Genomic DNA, 15,154 nt, shown 5'->3' with positions numbered 1-15,154 from the left:
CTTCGGCTGTGGAGTGGGGTGTGGACAACCGCAGGATACCGGGGGCGTTTCGGGGGGAGACGAGAGCGGGTCCCGACTGGGCGGTGCCAGCCGGGACCCGAACGGAGAATGTGTGTGCTGTGGCTCCCGGAGAAGGATTCGAACCCTCATTCAACGGACCAAAACCGTTTGTCCTACCCTTAGACGATCCGGGATGGTTTGGACGCTATGTCCGATTCTGTTGATCGGGCATGCGCGCAGAGCCAACTATGCCGTACCAGGCGCCTTCCATGCGACGGTACAGGTCGGCGCTCTTGAGCACGGTGATGGTCAGGCAGCCGTGGTAACCGTCCGAGGTGTTCCTCCGGCTGGTCCTGGGGTTGTGCCTCTTGAGGGAGGACGCCTGGAGGTCGGCCGTCCCGATGCCGACCAGATCCGCCCAGAACCTCTCCGCGTCGGCCACGCTCGCGCGCTCGTGGATGCTCACCCGGAAGCGCAGCCGCTCGCGCTCCACGCCCAGCGCGTCGAGCCAGCGCAGGTAGAACCTGATGACGTTCGGATCGCTGTTGATGAACTGCAGCCTCTCCCGGCGGCTGTACGTTTTGTCCTTGGCGCCCTCGGCCCAGTAGAGGACCACTCCCGCGAGGAACACCTCCCGGTCCGACAGGTCGCCGACCCCGGCCGCCGCCGCGGCCTTCGTGCGTTGCCGCTCCTCGTCGCGTCGAGCCAGCTCGTGCTCCCATCGCTTGCGGGCCGCGAGTCTCGCCTGCTCGGCCGGGGGGCGTCGCTCCGGCCTCGGCAGATCCCGCACCCACAGCGAGATCGAACTCTTGGAGCACCCCAGCTCCAGCTGGATCCGGTCGTAGGTCCAGCCCCGCAGGCGCAGCTCCCTCGCCCTCTCGCGCAGGTCGTCCTTCGCGTTGGGCCGCTTCGTCCACTCCGGAGCCGGCTCGCCCTCCAGGAGGCGGTTGAGGATGTCGTTGTTGTCGACGTGCAGCCGGTCCCGGATCTGCCGTCGGCTGAGCCCCGCCCGCCGCAGGCCGATCGCCTGGCTGCGCAGCTCCTCGAAGTCGGCGTACTTGCCGCTGGAATGTGCCATAGGCATACCGTCCGGGTGAAATGTGGGATTCCGGGGTCGAACGGGAGTGGTTCAGCAGTTCGAGGGATTACGGCGGGTTTCGCTGTTATTCGATTACGGGGTGTGGTGCGGGCCAGTCGTCGGAACTCGCCGGAAAAGGCCGCCCCGCCGCCCGTAGGCTGGAGCCATGACCACGACGGGGGATGACCACACGGAGGCCCGGTCGGGGCCGTGGTGGTGGGAGAGACGGCGCAGTGCGGTGCTCGACTGGAGCCTGGCGCTGCTGTCGGCGCTGGAGTGTTCGGTGGAGGGCTACCCCTTCGCCCAGGACGCGGGGATCCCGGAGGCGGCGGGGGTCGCGTTCGGGGTGGTGGCCGGCTCCGCGCTGCTGTGGCGGCGCAGGTGGCCGATCGCCGTGGTGCTGGTGTCGATCGCGATCGCGCCGGCGCAGATGGGCCTGCTGCTGACGGTCGTCGGCCTGTACACGCTGGCGGCGTCGGAGCTGCCGCGCCGGATCATCGCGGCGCTGGCGGGGATGTCGCTGGCGGGGACGCTGGTGGTGACGCTGGTGCGGGCGCAGCAGGACACGGCGGGCGGTGAGGTGGAGCTGAGCGTGGGGGACTGGTTCGTCCCGTTCGTCTCGATCACCGCGTCGTTGGGGGTGACGGCGCCGCCGTTGCTGCTGGGGCTGTACGTGGGGGCGCGGCGGCGGCTGATGGAGAGTCTGCGGGAGCGGGCGGATTCGCTGGAGCGGGAGCTTCAGCTGCTCGCGGAGCGGGCGGAGGAGCGGGCGGAGTGGGCGCGCAGCGAGGAGCGGACGCGGATCGCCCGGGAGATGCATGACGTGGTCGCGCACCGGGTGAGTCTGATGGTGGTGCACGCGGCGGCGTTGCAGGCGGTGGCGCGGAAGGATCCGGAGAAGGCGGTGCGCAATGCCGCGCTGGTGGGGGACATGGGGCGGCAGGCGTTGACCGAGTTGCGGGAGATGCTGGGGGTGCTGCGTTCGGGGGACGGTGCGGGGCGGCGTCCGGGGGCGTCGGTGCCGTTGGCGGCGGTGGGTGCGGCGGCTGCGGCCGCGGCGGTGTCGCGGGCGGCGGAGGAGCCGGGGGAGGGGCCCTGCCTGTCGGAGCTGGACGAGCTGATCGGGCAGTCGGCGGCGACGGGGCTGGTGGTGGATCTGTCGGTGGAGGGGGAGGCGCGGGCGTATGCGCCGGAGGTGGAGCAGACGGCGTATCGGGTGGTGCAGGAGGCGTTGACGAACGTCCACAAGCACGCGGCGGGGGCGAAGACGTACGTGCGGTTGGCGCATCGGGCGTCGGAGATCGCGATGCAGGTGGAGAACGAGCCGCCGTCGGAGTCGTCGTCGGTGTCGTCGGCCCGGTTGCCTTCGGGGGGCAATGGGCTGGTGGGGATGAAGGAGCGGGTCGTCGGGCTGGGCGGGGTGTTCGTGTCGGGGCCGACGGATGCGGGGGGTTTCCGGGTGTCGGCGGTGATTCCGGCGTCGTAGGGCGTGTGGGGTCCGGGGGTATCTCTCGGGCCGCGGGTGCGGTGGGCCGGGAGGCGGCCGTGGGGTGGTGTCTGGGCGGTCGGTGGGGCCGGGGTGCTGCCCGTGGTCCGGTCAGCCGGCGGTGAGGCGGACGGGTTCCAGGCCGGCCACGAGGGTGGTGAGGGCGTGGTCGATGTCGGGGCCGAGGTACCAGTCGCCGGTGTGGTCGAGGGCGTAGACGCGGCCTTCGGTGTCGATGGCGAGGAGCGCCTGGGTGTCGGTTTCGGCGCCGAGGGGGCTGATCTCGGTGTCGAGGGCGCGGCCGAGGTCGCCGAGGGTGCGGGCGAGGTGGAGGCCGTGCAGGGGGTCGAGGTGGAGGGCGGCGGGGGCGAGCTGGCGGCCGGGGCCGGTGGGGGTGATGTGCAGGCCGCCGAATTCGGCCCAGGCTTCGACGGCGGCGGGGGAGACGGCGTGCCGGTGTCCGTTGGGTGAGGTGTGGCCGCGGAGGGTGTCGGCCCAGATCTCGGCTTGTTCGATGTCCCAGCGGCCGGGTTGCCAGCCGGCGGCGCGCAGGGCGGCGTCGACGGGGACGGAGAAGCGGGTGGTGGAGGTGCGGTCGGTGTGCATCTGCCCTGGTTCGTCGTGGTGTCGTGGGGCGGCGGGTGGGGTCAGTGGTCGGTGGCGGTGGGGTCGACGATGCGGACGCCGAAGTGGGCGCTGAGGGCGGTGCAGGCGCGGCAGGGGGTGGCGAAGGTGCCGTGCAGGGGGTCGCCGTCCTCGCGGATGCGGCGGGCGGTGAGTTTGGCCTGTTTGAGGGATTTGCGGGCTTCGCCGTTGGTCATGGGCCGGCGGGCGGCGCGTTTGCTGCGGGCGGCGTCGGCGGTGGTGAGGTGGCGGGAGATGAGGAGGGTTTCGGCGCAGCGGCCGGTGAAGCGGTCGCGTTGGGCGCTGGTGAGGGTGTCGAGGAAGTCCTGGACCAGGGGGTGCAGGGTGGGGGGCCGGTCGCCGCGGGCGGCGGTGCCGGTGAGGGTGGTGCCGCGTACGGAGAGGGCGGCGGCGACGGTGGGGAGTATGCCGTCGCGGCGGTGACGGAGGGTGGGGGCGGGGCGTTCGTCGGTGGTGCTCCAGCCGACGCGGGGGTCGCCGGAGGTGCTGGTGTGCGGTCCTGTTTGCGTGGCGTTCATGGTCGTGTTTTCCCCTCGCGTGCATCCCCCCGGCGGACACAGAGTGCCAAATGCCGTGGCTGGTGCGGAAGCTGGGGCGGGGTGGAGACGCACGGTCGGGGGTGTGCTGTCACGTGGTGGTGACGCGATGGTGACGGTGTGTCAGGGCTGTGGCGTGGGATTGGGGGGCGGGGCGGGGGTTCCGGGGTGGTGGCCGTGGTGGTCCGTTGATGCGGAAGGTTTTCGTCCGGTGGGGTGGGGTGGGCGTGACCGGCGCCGGTGACCGGTTTCGCGGTACCGCATAGGCTGTCGGCACCGCGTCGCGCGCGGTCGGCGTGCCGGCCCGAGGGGCGCCGTCGGAGCAGAGAAGTCGATACGGGGCGTAGCGGCCGGAGTCGGTCGTTACGGGTCGTACAGAGTGCCGCAGGGGGCAACCGCCATGACGACAGGTCGGCTCGGGCTGGGGGCACCTCCCGGCCGCCAGGCCGGGGGACAAGCCGCGCCGCCGAACGCGGCCTACGCCGGGCAGGTCGTGCATTTCCCGGATCCGGTCCGGGCGGCCCGTCATCCGAGAGGGGTGCGGGTGGACGAGCGCGGCTATCCCGACTTCTCGCCGTATGCGCGGGCGGCGGCGGAGATCGCCGAGCCGCCGGAGGGTTTCGGTGTCGACGAGCTGCGGCTGACCGACTACGTCTCGGCGAACGCGGCGCTGGCGGCGTCGGGGCACGAGCTGTGGGACACGATCCCGGCGGTGGCGACGCCGCACGGCTGGACGTGGCACCACGTGGTGGGGTCGCGGCGGCTGGAGCTGGTGCCGGTCGAGGTGAAGGCGCTGCTGCGGCATCACGGCGGGATCGCGACGGCGGCGGTGGACCAGGGCAAGCGGGGGACGCGGCCGTTGCAGGAGACGCGTCCGGCGCACTTCGGGCTGCCGAAGTCGGGTGTGGCGGTGAGTGAGGCGCAGGTGCAGGGGGTCGAGGAGGACCTCGGTTACCGGCTGCCGGGCGCCTACCGGTCGTTCCTGAAGGCGGCGGGTGGCTGTGCGCCGGTGGGCACCGCGCTGGACGCGGAGCTGGGGCTGCTGATCGACCAGCCGTTCTTCACGGTGCGGGACGAGGCCGCGGTCAACGACCTGGTGTACGTCAACAAGTGCTTGCGGGATCACCTGACCAAGGACTACCTGGGGGTCGGTTTCGTGCAGGGTGGTCTGCTCGCGGTGAAGGTGAAGGGCGAGCGGGTCGGTTCGGTGTGGTTCTGCGCGTACGACGACGCGCGGGACGTGGATCCGGCGGTGCCGCCCGCCGAGCGTGTGGAGCGGCTGCTGCTGCCGTGCGGGGACGACTTCGACGCGTTCCTGTCGCGGCTGGCGGGCAGTCCGCCGGAGCTGGAGACGGTGGCGAACTTGATGGTGGACGGCGGTTTCGCGCGGTCCGTGCCGGTGTCCGGGGAGTGAGCTGACCGATGGTGACATTCGCGCAGGCGCAGGAGCGCGCGGAGGAGTGGATCAACGGCGATGTGCCGTCGTACCAGCACCGTGAGGTGCGGGTGCGGGAGTTCGAGCTGGGCTTCGTGGTGTGGGCGGAGGACCGGGAGGACGGTCCGCGCTCGGACGGCGGCGCGCAGCGGCTGGTGATCGCCCGGGACAGCGGGGAGGCGACGCTGTGGCCGTCGCTGCCGGTGGGTGAGGTGATTCGCCGGTACGAGGAGGAGTACGGCCGTGAGGTGGCGGAGGAGCCGGTGCCGGCGCCCGCGGCCCGGGTCGATCTGAATCAGACGTCGTTCCTGCTGACTCCGCCGGAGTGGTTGCAGGACGCGGCGGACAGGCTGGGCATCCCGGATCAGCGGGAGTCGCGGGGCGGGGCGTCGCGGGACGTGTCGCCGGGGGACGCGGGGTCGCCGGGGGCGGGGCCGCGGGACGCGGTGTCCGGGCCGGGCGGGCCCGCGGACGCGGTGCCGGGGCCGGCCGCCGCGGCCGCCGGGCCGGCGCTTCCGGAGACCCAGGCGGGCATTCCGGCGGGTGCGGCGGGCACTCCGGGTCCTTCCGGGGCTGCGGGTCCTTCGGGCGGTCCGGGTGCTGTCGGTTCGGCGGCGCCGGGTGGCCCGTCCGGTGCCGCGCCCGGTGCCGTGCCGGGTGGTGCGCCGGACGTGCCCGTGGGGGCCACTCCGTGGGCCGGGACCGACACCAACGCGGATGCCGGTGAGGACCGTTCGGTGCCGCTGCCGGAGACCGTGTTCGCGCCGCCGCTGAGCGGGGTGGACGACGAGGTGCCGCCGGCGGTGGTGCCGGAGGCGAAGACGGAACTGCTCCAGGGGGGCAGCCGGCTTCCGCCCACGGCGATCGCGCCGGCACTGAGCGACCCCGGTGCGCCGGGCGCCCCGGGTGGTCAGGGTGCCGCCGCGGCGCCGGGCGTGCCCGCGCCCGGCGTGCCCGCGGCGCCGGGCGCTCCGGGTACGCCGCCTCCGCCCTCCGTGCCGCCCGTACCGGGGGCGCCGGTCCCGGGCGCTCCGCAGGGGAGCGCGCCTCCGCCGCCGCCCGCGCCGCCGGGCAGTACGCCGCCGCCCGTTCCTGGCGCGCCGTCCCACGGTCACCCGCAGGCGGGCGGTGCCCGGCCCGCGCCGCCGCAGCCCGGGGACATCGCCGACGCCGCCACCAGCAAGGCGGCCCCGCCGCCGCGCCGTGGCCGGGGCGGGGGCGCGACGCCGCCGCCTCCGCCGGGCGCCCCGGGAACCCCGGGCGCGCGGCCGGGTGGTACGCCGCCTCCGGCGCCCGCTCCGGGCACCCCCTCCGGTGGTGCCTACGTGCCCACCCAGCTCGTGTCCGCCCTCGGGCCCGACGGTCCCCAGGGTCCGGCGGGTCCGGGTGCGCCGAACACGCCTGGCGGCACGCCTCCGGGCGGTGTCCACCACGCGGCGACGATGCTGGCCGACCCGTCGCAGATGGGTCCGGGCGCGCCACAGCCTCCGGGTCCTCCGGCGGCCCCCGGGGCGCCGCAGCCCCCGGGTGTCCCCGGCGCTCCGGGTGCTCCCGGCGCTCCGGGTGTTCCGGGTGCGCCCGGTGCCGTGCATCACGCGGAGACCATGCTGGCCGCACCGCCGGTCGGCGGTCCCGGTGCGCCCCCGCCGCCGCGCGCCCCGGGCGTGCCCGGCGTGCCGGGCGCCCCCGGGGTGCCGCCGGGTGCCCCGCAGCCGATGCCGCCCGCGCCGGGTCAGCCCGTGCCCGGTCAGCCGCCGTTCCCGGGGCAGCCCGTGCCGGGTGCGCAGCCGCCGGCGTACGGCTATCCGCAGCAGGGGCAGCCGACGGTCGGTCCGGGCTACCAGGCCGTGCTGCGCTACCGCGCCCAGGACGGTTCGGAGCAGCAGCTGATCCGGCGTTCGGCGCCGGGCACCCCGCACCCGGAGTGGCAGATCTTCCACGAGCTGCGGGCGATGAACGTGCCGCCGGACCAGGTGCTGGAGCTGCACACGGAGCTCGAGTCGTGCGAGCTGCCGGGCGCCTACTGCGCGCGGATGATCCGGGAGCAGTGGCCGCAGGCGCGGATCACGTCGATCGCGCCGTACGGCACGGACCACGCCAGCCGGCAGCAGGGCATGCAGCAGTTGCTGGCCCACCAGGGCGAGTTGCACCAGGTCGCGGACGGGCCCGCGCGCCCCGCTCCGGTGCGCGCGCCGCTGCCGCCGGTGCAGCCGCTGCCGCCGGTTCCGCCGGAGGGCGTGGCGCAGGAGCTGGCGGCGGCGTTCGGGCCGGGTGTCTTCCGGTTCGAGCAGGCGGCGGTGTCCCGGCAGGGCGTGCCGCCGATCGTCGCGCACACGCTGGTGGTGGCCGGTCTGCCGGTCGACATGGGGCCGTTCTTCTGGGCGCAGGCGCAGCCGGGGCGGCCGGTGCCGACGCTGGCGGAGCTGGCGCAGGAGCGCGGGGTGCGGCCCGCCGCGGACGCGGGGTCCTACCTCGTCATGGGCAGTGACTTCGGCAAGGCGATCTGTGTGCAGTACGGCACGGCGAACATCGTCGCGGTGCCGGTGGAGGCCGGGCCGGGCGGGGCGCCGGTGCCGCCGCAGTTCGTGAACACCGGACTGCCGGAGTTCGCGCGCTGCCTGGCGCTGCTGGGTCGGATGTGGCGGCTGCGGTTCGGGCTGAACCAGGAGCAGGCGGGCCGCTGGACCGTCGACTTCCAGGCCCAGTTGGCCGCTCTCGACCCGGCGGCGCTCGGTTCGCCGGAGAGCTGGTGGTCGGTGCTGCTGGAGCAGATGTGGGACGGGCTGCTGTGACGGCGGCGGCGTTCTGACGGTGTGTGAGTGAGGGGCCTGGCCCGGTCTTCCCCGACCGGGCCAGGCCCTTTTGTGTGCACCTTCCCGTGAAGTGTCATGTTCCGGGAGGTTCCTGTCGATCCATCAAGATGTGCACGACATCAGGTGGTCGGTGGGAAAGGGCTCCAGAATGAGCGGTGCGTCGGTGTCCCCGCACGGCTTCACGGCCGTGCGGGGGCGTGGTTACCGTCCCGAACAGGTCGACACGTTCGCCACGGCGCTCTGCCGGGACCGCGACGCCGCCTGGGAGCGGGCGGCCCGGCTCACCGTGCTCGCCAGGGAGATGGAGCAGGAGGCGGAACTGCTGCGGGCGGCCGTGGCCCGGCTCGCGCCGCAGACGTACGAGGCGCTGGGGGAGCGCGCCCGGCGCCTGTTCCAGCTCGGGGAGGAGGAGGCGGCCGACGTGCGGGAGCGGGCCCGGCGCGAGGCGCACGAGCGGGTCGCGCGGGCCGAGGAGGGTGCGCTGGAGGTGCGCCGGGCCGCGGAGGCGGACGCCGGTGCGCTGCGCGCGGAGGCCGAGGAACGGGCCCGGCAGCGGCTGGACGCGGCCCGTGCCGAGGCCGACGAGATCCGGGTCGCGGCCCGGCGGGAGGTCAAGGAGCGCCGCGCGGAGGCGCTCGCCGCCCTGCGCGAGGTGCGCCGGCGCACCGCAGCCCTCCTCGCCGACCAGGAGAAGGACCACGCCGAGCGGTGGGAGGCCGCCGAGCGGTCGGCGGCCGCGCGCGCCGCGGCGCTGGACGCCCGTCACGCCGACATGCTGGCGCGGGCCGAGGCCGGGCTCGCCGAGGCGGAGGAGGCGTTCGCCGAGGCGGAGGAGTCCGCCCGGTGCCGGCAGGAGGAGGCGCAGGCACGGGCCGCCGGCATCGTCGCCGAGGCACGGGCGCGGGAGGAGCGCATCGTCCGTGAGACCGAGCGGGTGCTGCGGGAGCACGGGGAGCGCTGGGACGACGTGCAGGCGCACATGGACCAGGTGCGCGACAGCCTCGCGGCGCTCACGGGCGGGTGCACGCCGACGGAGTGAGGCGGGTGCGCCGGCGCCTCCGGCGGTGGGAGGGCCCGTACGGCACCGGTGAGCGTCACCGTGACGGCGCTCGCGCCGGGCGCAGTGGCCTCGGCGCGGGGCGGTCGACGGCCGGCCCTCAGGGCAGGAGTGCGCGTCGGTGGAGGAGTGCGGGGCGGCCGTCGACGGTCAGGGGGTCCGCCTCGGTGAACCCGCAGCGGCGGAGCACGGCCCGGGAGGCGGTGTTGTCCAGCGTGGTGACCGCGGTCAGCGCGCGCAGCCCGTACGCCGTGGCCGCCGCCTCGCACACCAGCCCCACCGCCGCGGTGGCGACGCCCCGGCCCGCGGCGCGTTCCCCCACGCGGTAGCCGAGTTCCGCCGTGCCGTCCACGACGTCGACCAGGTTGACCCGGCCGACCAGGTGCCCGTCCGCGTCCAGGACGACGTGGAAGTGGCAGGTCCCGGCGGCCTGTTCGGCGAGCAGCGCGCGATGGCGGTCGGTGAACCCGGTGAAGTAGGCGTCACCGCGGTCGGGCACCGTGCGGGCGAAGTACTCGCGGTTCTCCCGCTCGAAGGACAGCAGCGCCTCCGCGTGCCCGGCCCGCAGCCGCTCCAGGGTCACCATGGGCCGAGCGTACGGCCCCGGCCGGCGGGACGCCGCCGCGGGGCGGGTGCTCGGGCCGGGCCCGCGGGGCAGGTGGTCGGACCGGGTCCTGTGCGCGGACCGGCCGGACGTCGCCGCGGGTGCTCGGGCCGGGGCGCGCGCCGACCGGGAAGCGGTGGGGGCGGGTGTTCAGGCCGGGTCCTGTGCGCGGACCGGGAAGCGGCGGGGGGCCAGGAACAGCAGGACCAGGAAGGCCAGCGCCGCCGCTCCCGCCGCGCCGAGGTAGACGGCGTGGACCGCGTCGGCGATCGCCCGGCGGGTGGTGTCGGCGGCGGCGCCGGTGTCCAGGCCGCGGGCGACGGTGTCGAGGTCGCCGGCGCCGCCGAGGCGTGCGGCCAGCACGCCGTTGGCGATCGCGCCGAAGAGGGCGGCGCCCAGCGTCTGGCCGGTCTGCCGGCAGAACAGCACCGACGCGGTGGTGGTGCCGCGTTCGGCCCAGCCGACCGTCGACTGCACGCCGACGATCAGCGGCAGCTGGAACAGGCCGAGGGCGGCGCCGAGCAGCAGCATCAGCAGCGCCGGCTGCCAGGCCTCGCCCGGGTGGGGAAGCAGCGGGAACGCGGCGAGGATCAGGGTGGCGGCGCCGATGCCCAGCATGGCCGTGTCGCGGAAGCCGATCCTGCGGTACACGTGCTGGCTGAGCGCGGCCGACACCGGCCAGCTCAGCGTCCACACGGAGAGCACGAAGCCGGCGGCGACGGGGCCGAGGCCGAGGACCGACTGGGCGTAGGTCGGCAGGAACACCGTGGGGGCCACCATCAGCAGGCCGAGCGCGCCCAGGGCCAGGTTGACGGCCGCGATGCTGCGGCGCCGCCAGACCCAGCCGGGGATGACCGGTTCGGCCGCCCGGCGCTCCACCAGCACCACCACCGCCACCAGGGCGAGGCCGGTGCCGAACAGGGCCAGGGAGGGTGCCGACCGCCACGGCCAGGCCACTCCGCCCTGCACCAGCGCGGTGAGCAGCACCCCGCCGCAGACGAACACCGCGAGGGCGCCCGCCCAGTCCACGCGGGCGCGGGGCGGGCTCTCCTCGCGCTGCGGTTCGTGGAGGTGACGGATGATCAGCCAGAGCGCGAGTCCGCCGACGGGGAGGTTGACGAGGAAGATCCAGCGCCAGTCGGCGTAGGCGGCGAGCAGGCCGCCCACCGCTGGTCCGGCGACCGCCGAGACGGCCCACACGGTGGACAGCTTGGACTGGATCTTCGGGCGCTCGTCGAGCGGGTAGAGGTCGGCGGCGAGGGTCTGCACCGTGCCCTGGAGGGCGCCGCCGCCCAGGCCCTGGACGACGCGGAAGGCGATGAGCGCGGCCATGTTCCAGGCCAGCGCGCACAGCAGCGAACCGAGGAGGAAGACGGCCGCCCCGACGATCAGCACCGGTTTGCGGCCGAAGGTGTCGGAGAGCTTGCCGTAGACCGGGAGGCTGACGGTGACGGCGAGCAGGTAGCCGGAGAACAGCCAGGAGAAGACGGAGAAGCCGCCGAGGTCGCCGACGATCTGCGGCACGGCCGTGGAGACGATGGTGGAGTCGAGCGCGGCGAGCGCCATGGCGAGCATCAGCGCGGCGACGACGGCACCACGGTTCCGGGTGCCGGGCGCGTGGCCGGCCGTGTCCGCCGCGCGGGTGCCGGTGATGCGCCGCCCGGCCGGCTCGGTGTCCCCCTGGCTCACGGGATTCCTTCCCCTTGCACCTATCTGCCGCAGGACAGCTTCGCACTTGCCCCTGACGCAGCGGGAGGGTGCAGCCTGGGTGGCCCGAAGGGCGGACGGCGACCCCGAGGCGGAGTCCGCCCGCAGGGGGACGGCCCCTAGGGGTTCCTCCGTACATCGGCTCGGGGCGGCTTCGTCCCGGCGGAGGACGAGACCGGGCGGGGGGCGTCCTTAACCTGGCTTTACGCCGCTGAGGGCGCCGCCGGCACCGGCGTACCGCAGCTCGGGAGGTGGGGTTTTCCCCCGTACAGGAGGGGGCCGAGCACCATCGAACCGCACCCCCTCCGGCCGCGAGACTCATTCGCGTAACCACTTCGTGCGGACCCGGCGGGCCGACGGCCCACCCGGATCAGCGTGAACATCTGTTGACCGACATAGGAGACATACCGTGACATCGGCTGTGACCATTCCCAGGCACGGGGGCACTGGAGGGCGTACGGCCGTTGCCGCGCGGGCGCGGCAGGTCGTCAAGGCCTACGGAGCCGGGGAGACCCGCGTCGTCGCCCTCGACCATGTCGACGTGGACATCGCCCGCGGCCAGTTCACCGCGATCATGGGCCCCTCCGGGTCCGGCAAGTCCACCCTGATGCACTGCCTCGCCGGGCTCGACACCGTGACGTCCGGTCAGATCTACCTGGACGAGACCGAGATCACCGGCCTGAAGGACAAGAAGCTCACCCAGCTGCGGCGGGACCGGATCGGGTTCATCTTCCAGGCGTTCAACCTGCTGCCGACGCTCAACGCGATCGAGAACATCACACTGCCCATGGACATCGCCGGCCGCAAGCCCGACAAGGAGTGGCTGGCCCGGGTGGTGGACACGGTCGGTCTCGCCGGGCGGCTCAAGCACCGGCCGACCCAGCTCTCCGGCGGCCAGCAGCAGCGTGTCGCCGTGGCCCGCGCCCTGGCCGCCCGCCCCGAGATCATCTTCGGTGACGAGCCGACCGGGAACCTCGACTCCCGCGCGGGCGCCGAAGTCCTCGGCTTCCTGCGCCGTTCGGTGAGCGAGCTGGGCCAGACCATCGTGATGGTCACCCACGACCCGGTGGCCGCCTCCTACGCGGACCGGGTGCTGTACCTCGCCGACGGCCGGATCGTCGACGAGATGTACAACCCGACCGCCGAGCAGGTCCTGGACCGCATGAAGGACTTCGACGCCCGGGGGCGTACGTCATGACCGTGCTGAAGACCTCGCTGCGCAACTTCCTCGCGCACAAGGGGCGCATGGCCCTGTCGGCCGTGGCGGTGCTGCTGTCGGTGGCGTTCGTGTGCGGCACGCTGGTGTTCACGGACACCATGAACACGACGTTCGACAAGCTGTTCGCCGCCACCTCCTCCGACGTCACCGTCAGCGCCAAGAAGTCCTCGGACACCGGTGAGACCGTCTCCGGCAACGGCAAGCCGCCCGTCATGCCCGCCTCCGTCCTGGACGAGGTGAAGGGCGTGCGGGGCGTGAAGTCGGCGGAGGGCACCGTCTTCTCGACCTCGGTGACCGTCGTCGACGCCGACAAGGACAGCCTCTCCCCGTCCAGCGGCGCCCCGACCATCGTCGGCAACTGGAACACCAACGACGCCCGCACCATGGAGATCACCTCCGGCGCGGCCCCCGGGAACGCCGGCCAGATCATGGTCGACGCGGACACCGCCGACAAGCACGGACTGGGGCTCGGCGACGAACTGGGCGTCATCACGGCCGTCGGCACCCACCGCGCGAAGATCTCCGGCATCGCCGACTTCACGGTCACCAACCCCGGTGCCGCGATGTTCTACCTGGACACCGGGACCGCCCAGCGGATCCTGGTCGGCGAGACCGGCGTCTACACCAACGTCAACGTCACCGCCGCCAGCGGGGTCACCGACGACCGGCTGAAGAAGGACGTCTCCGCCGCGCTCGGCGGCGCCTACAAGGTGCAGACCGCGAAGGAGGTCGCCGACGCCAACGCCGAGGAGGTCGGCGACTTCATGGGCGTCCTGAAGTACGCGATGCTCGGCTTCGCCGGTATCGCCTTCCTCGTCGGCATCTTCCTGATCATCAACACCTTCTCCATGCTGGTCGCCCAGCGCACCCGCGAGATCGGCCTGATGCGGGCCATCGGCTCCAGCCGCAGGCAGGTCAACCGGTCCGTGCTGGTCGAGGCCCTCCTGCTCGGCGTCGTCGGCTCCGTCCTCGGTGTCGCCGCCGGTGTCGGCCTGGCGGTCGGGCTGATGAAGCTCATGGGCCTGATGGGCATGGAACTGTCCACCGGCGACCTGACGATCGCCTGGACGACCCCGGTGCTCGGCCTGGTCCTCGGCGTCGTCGTCACCGTCCTCGCCGCCTACCTCCCGGCCCGCCGCGCCGGCCGGATCTCCCCGATGGCCGCGCTGCGCGACGCGGGCACCCCGGCCGACGCCAAGGCCGGTGCCGTGCGCGCCGTGCTCGGGCTGCTGCTCACCGGCGCCGGCGGCTACGCCCTCTACCTGGCGGCCGACGCCGGCAAGGCGAGCGACGGCTCGCTCTGGCTGGGCCTGGGCGTGGTCGCCTCCCTGATCGGTTTCGTGGTCGTCGGACCGGTGCTCGCCGCCGGGGTGGTGCGGGTGCTCAGCGTCGTCCTGCTGCGGGCCTTCGGGCCGGTCGGGCGGATGGCCGAACGCAACGCGCTGCGCAACCCGCGCCGCACCGGCGCCACGGGCGCCGCGCTGATGATCGGCCTCGCCCTGGTGGCGTGCCTGTCGGTGGTCGGCTCCTCCATGGTCGCCTCGGCGACCGACCAGCTCGACAAGACCGTCGGCACCGACTTCATCATCCAGAACGACCAGGGCCAGCCGATCACCGAGCAGGCCGTACGCGCCGTGAAGTCGGCGGACGGGCTGGAGCGGGTCACCGAGTACAAGATCCTCGACGCGGATCTGATCACCCCCGACGGCAAGCGGTCGAAGAACGAGACGATCAACGCCGCCGACCCCTCCTACGCCGAGGACGTGCGCACCAAGACGGTGGCCGGCGACCTCGCCGACGCCTACCGGCCCGGCTCCATGTCCGTCTTCGAGGGCTTCGCCGAGGAGCACGGCATCGACATCGGCTCGCCGGTGAAGGTCGACTTCAAGGACGGCACCACCGCGACCCTCACGGTCCGCGCGATCACCAGTGACGAGGTCGTCATCGACAAGGGCGCGATGTACGCCTCGATCACCACCGTCGCGAAGTACGTGCCGGCCGAGGACATGCCGCTCGACCTCCTCGTCTTCGCCACCGCGAAGGAGGGCCAGCAGGAGGCGGCGTACCAGGCGCTCAAGACGGCGCTGCACGACTTCCCGCAGTACCAGGTCCGGGACCAGACCGACTACAAGGAGGCCCTGAAGGACCAGATCGGCCAGCTGCTGAACATGATCTACGGCCTGCTCGGCCTGGCCATCATCGTCGCGATCCTGGGCGTCGTGAACACCCTGGCGCTGTCGGTCGTCGAGCGCACCCGGGAGATCGGCCTGATGCGGGCGATCGGCCTCTCGCGCCGCCAGCTGCGCCGGATGATCCGCCTGGAGTCGGTGGTGATCGCCCTGTTCGGCGCGCTGCTCGGCCTCGGCCTGGGCATGGTGTGGGGCGCCACCGCGCAGCAGCTGCTCGCCCTGGAGGGCCTGAAGGTCCTCGACATCCCGTGGCCGACGATCGGCGGGGTGTTCGCCGGATCGGCCTTCGTGGGCCTGTTCGCGGCACTGGTCCCGGCGTTCCGCGCGGGCCGCATGAACGTCCTGAACGCCATCGCCACCGACTAGGGGACGTCCACCGGCCCAT

The 15,154-nt window shown here is 73.7% G+C and carries 11 protein-coding genes and 1 tRNA gene; 6 read left to right on the top strand and 6 right to left on the bottom strand.

The features are described from left to right. Positions 1-120: 120 nt before the first annotated feature. Together SGLAU_RS14045 and SGLAU_RS14040 are read right to left on the bottom strand one after the other, a co-directional pair. Positions 121-194: transfer RNA gene (locus SGLAU_RS14045), tRNA-Gln, on the bottom strand. 11 nt (positions 195-205) lie between these two features. After that, positions 206-1,078, bottom strand: a complete 873-nt coding sequence (locus tag SGLAU_RS14040) for a hypothetical protein (RefSeq protein ID WP_043501561.1) — start codon at positions 1,076-1,078, stop codon at positions 206-208. Between the two features lie 166 nt (positions 1,079-1,244). Between SGLAU_RS14040 and SGLAU_RS14035 the strand changes: the two genes are divergently transcribed. Then, complete coding sequence (locus tag SGLAU_RS14035) at positions 1,245-2,564, top strand: sensor histidine kinase (protein ID WP_043501559.1); 1,320 nt, start codon at positions 1,245-1,247, stop codon at positions 2,562-2,564. Between the two features lie 111 nt (positions 2,565-2,675). Here the strand turns inward: SGLAU_RS14035 and SGLAU_RS14030 are convergent, their stop codons facing one another. Both SGLAU_RS14030 and SGLAU_RS14025 read right to left on the bottom strand, forming a co-directional pair. Beyond that, complete coding sequence (locus SGLAU_RS14030) at positions 2,676-3,170, bottom strand: SUKH-3 domain-containing protein (protein ID WP_043501557.1); 495 nt, start codon at positions 3,168-3,170, stop codon at positions 2,676-2,678. Between the two features lie 41 nt (positions 3,171-3,211). Beyond that, a complete protein-coding gene (locus SGLAU_RS14025; protein ID WP_043501555.1) occupies positions 3,212-3,727 on the bottom strand; it encodes a YwqJ-related putative deaminase in 516 nt (171 codons plus the stop codon). A gap of 418 nt (positions 3,728-4,145) precedes the next feature. Between SGLAU_RS14025 and SGLAU_RS14020 the strand changes: the two genes are divergently transcribed. From SGLAU_RS14020 to SGLAU_RS14010, 3 genes are all read left to right on the top strand, one after another. Then, positions 4,146-5,159, top strand: a complete 1,014-nt coding sequence (locus SGLAU_RS14020; protein ID WP_078957711.1) for an SMI1/KNR4 family protein — start codon at positions 4,146-4,148, stop codon at positions 5,157-5,159. Positions 5,160-5,167: 8 nt separating this feature from the next. Beyond that, a complete protein-coding gene (locus SGLAU_RS14015) occupies positions 5,168-7,972 on the top strand; it encodes an SUKH-4 family immunity protein (RefSeq protein WP_043501553.1) in 2,805 nt (934 codons plus the stop codon). Positions 7,973-8,141: 169 nt separating this feature from the next. Then, on the top strand, positions 8,142-9,032 hold the full coding sequence (locus tag SGLAU_RS14010; RefSeq protein WP_043501550.1) for a cellulose-binding protein: 891 nt from the start codon (positions 8,142-8,144) through the stop codon (positions 9,030-9,032). Between the two features lie 118 nt (positions 9,033-9,150). Here the strand turns inward: SGLAU_RS14010 and SGLAU_RS14005 are convergent, their stop codons facing one another. Together SGLAU_RS14005 and SGLAU_RS14000 are read right to left on the bottom strand one after the other, a co-directional pair. Further along, positions 9,151-9,636 (bottom strand): GNAT family N-acetyltransferase, encoded by a 486-nt coding sequence (locus tag SGLAU_RS14005; RefSeq protein ID WP_043501548.1) that lies wholly within the window; start codon positions 9,634-9,636, stop codon positions 9,151-9,153. Positions 9,637-9,804: 168 nt separating this feature from the next. Continuing rightward, complete coding sequence (locus tag SGLAU_RS14000; protein WP_052414097.1) at positions 9,805-11,307, bottom strand: MFS transporter; 1,503 nt, start codon at positions 11,305-11,307, stop codon at positions 9,805-9,807. 463 nt (positions 11,308-11,770) lie between these two features. On the opposite strand from SGLAU_RS14000, the gene SGLAU_RS13995 reads away from it, so the two are divergent. Both SGLAU_RS13995 and SGLAU_RS13990 read left to right on the top strand, forming a co-directional pair. Continuing rightward, positions 11,771-12,559, top strand: coding sequence for an ABC transporter ATP-binding protein (locus SGLAU_RS13995; protein WP_043501543.1), 789 nt, complete (start codon positions 11,771-11,773; stop codon positions 12,557-12,559). Beyond that, a complete protein-coding gene (locus SGLAU_RS13990; RefSeq protein ID WP_043501541.1) occupies positions 12,556-15,135 on the top strand; it encodes an ABC transporter permease in 2,580 nt (859 codons plus the stop codon). The genes SGLAU_RS13995 and SGLAU_RS13990 overlap by 4 nt, the downstream gene beginning before the upstream one ends. Positions 15,136-15,154: the final 19 nt, after the last annotated feature.

This window comes from Streptomyces glaucescens (assembly GCF_000761215.1).
Taxonomy (GTDB): Bacteria; Actinomycetota; Actinomycetes; order Streptomycetales; family Streptomycetaceae; genus Streptomyces; species Streptomyces glaucescens_B.
Note: the sequence above shows the minus strand (reverse complement) of the source record. Positions and strands in the feature narration are given on the sequence as shown.

What these genes read in the sequence shown, in the direction of transcription:
- SGLAU_RS14040 (WP_043501561.1), bottom strand. Translation starts at nt 1,078, where the DNA reads ATGGCACATTCCAGCGGCAAGTACGCCGACTTCGAGGAGCTGCGCAGC.
- SGLAU_RS14035 (WP_043501559.1), top strand. Translation starts at nt 1,245, where the DNA reads ATGACCACGACGGGGGATGACCACACGGAGGCCCGGTCGGGGCCGTGG.
- SGLAU_RS14030 (WP_043501557.1), bottom strand. Translation starts at nt 3,170, where the DNA reads ATGCACACCGACCGCACCTCCACCACCCGCTTCTCCGTCCCCGTCGAC.
- SGLAU_RS14025 (WP_043501555.1), bottom strand. Translation starts at nt 3,727, where the DNA reads ATGAACGCCACGCAAACAGGACCGCACACCAGCACCTCCGGCGACCCC.
- SGLAU_RS14020 (WP_078957711.1), top strand. Translation starts at nt 4,146, where the DNA reads ATGACGACAGGTCGGCTCGGGCTGGGGGCACCTCCCGGCCGCCAGGCC.
- SGLAU_RS14015 (WP_043501553.1), top strand. Translation starts at nt 5,168, where the DNA reads ATGGTGACATTCGCGCAGGCGCAGGAGCGCGCGGAGGAGTGGATCAAC.
- SGLAU_RS14010 (WP_043501550.1), top strand. Translation starts at nt 8,142, where the DNA reads ATGAGCGGTGCGTCGGTGTCCCCGCACGGCTTCACGGCCGTGCGGGGG.
- SGLAU_RS14005 (WP_043501548.1), bottom strand. Translation starts at nt 9,636, where the DNA reads ATGGTGACCCTGGAGCGGCTGCGGGCCGGGCACGCGGAGGCGCTGCTG.
- SGLAU_RS13990 (WP_043501541.1), top strand. Translation starts at nt 12,556, where the DNA reads ATGACCGTGCTGAAGACCTCGCTGCGCAACTTCCTCGCGCACAAGGGG.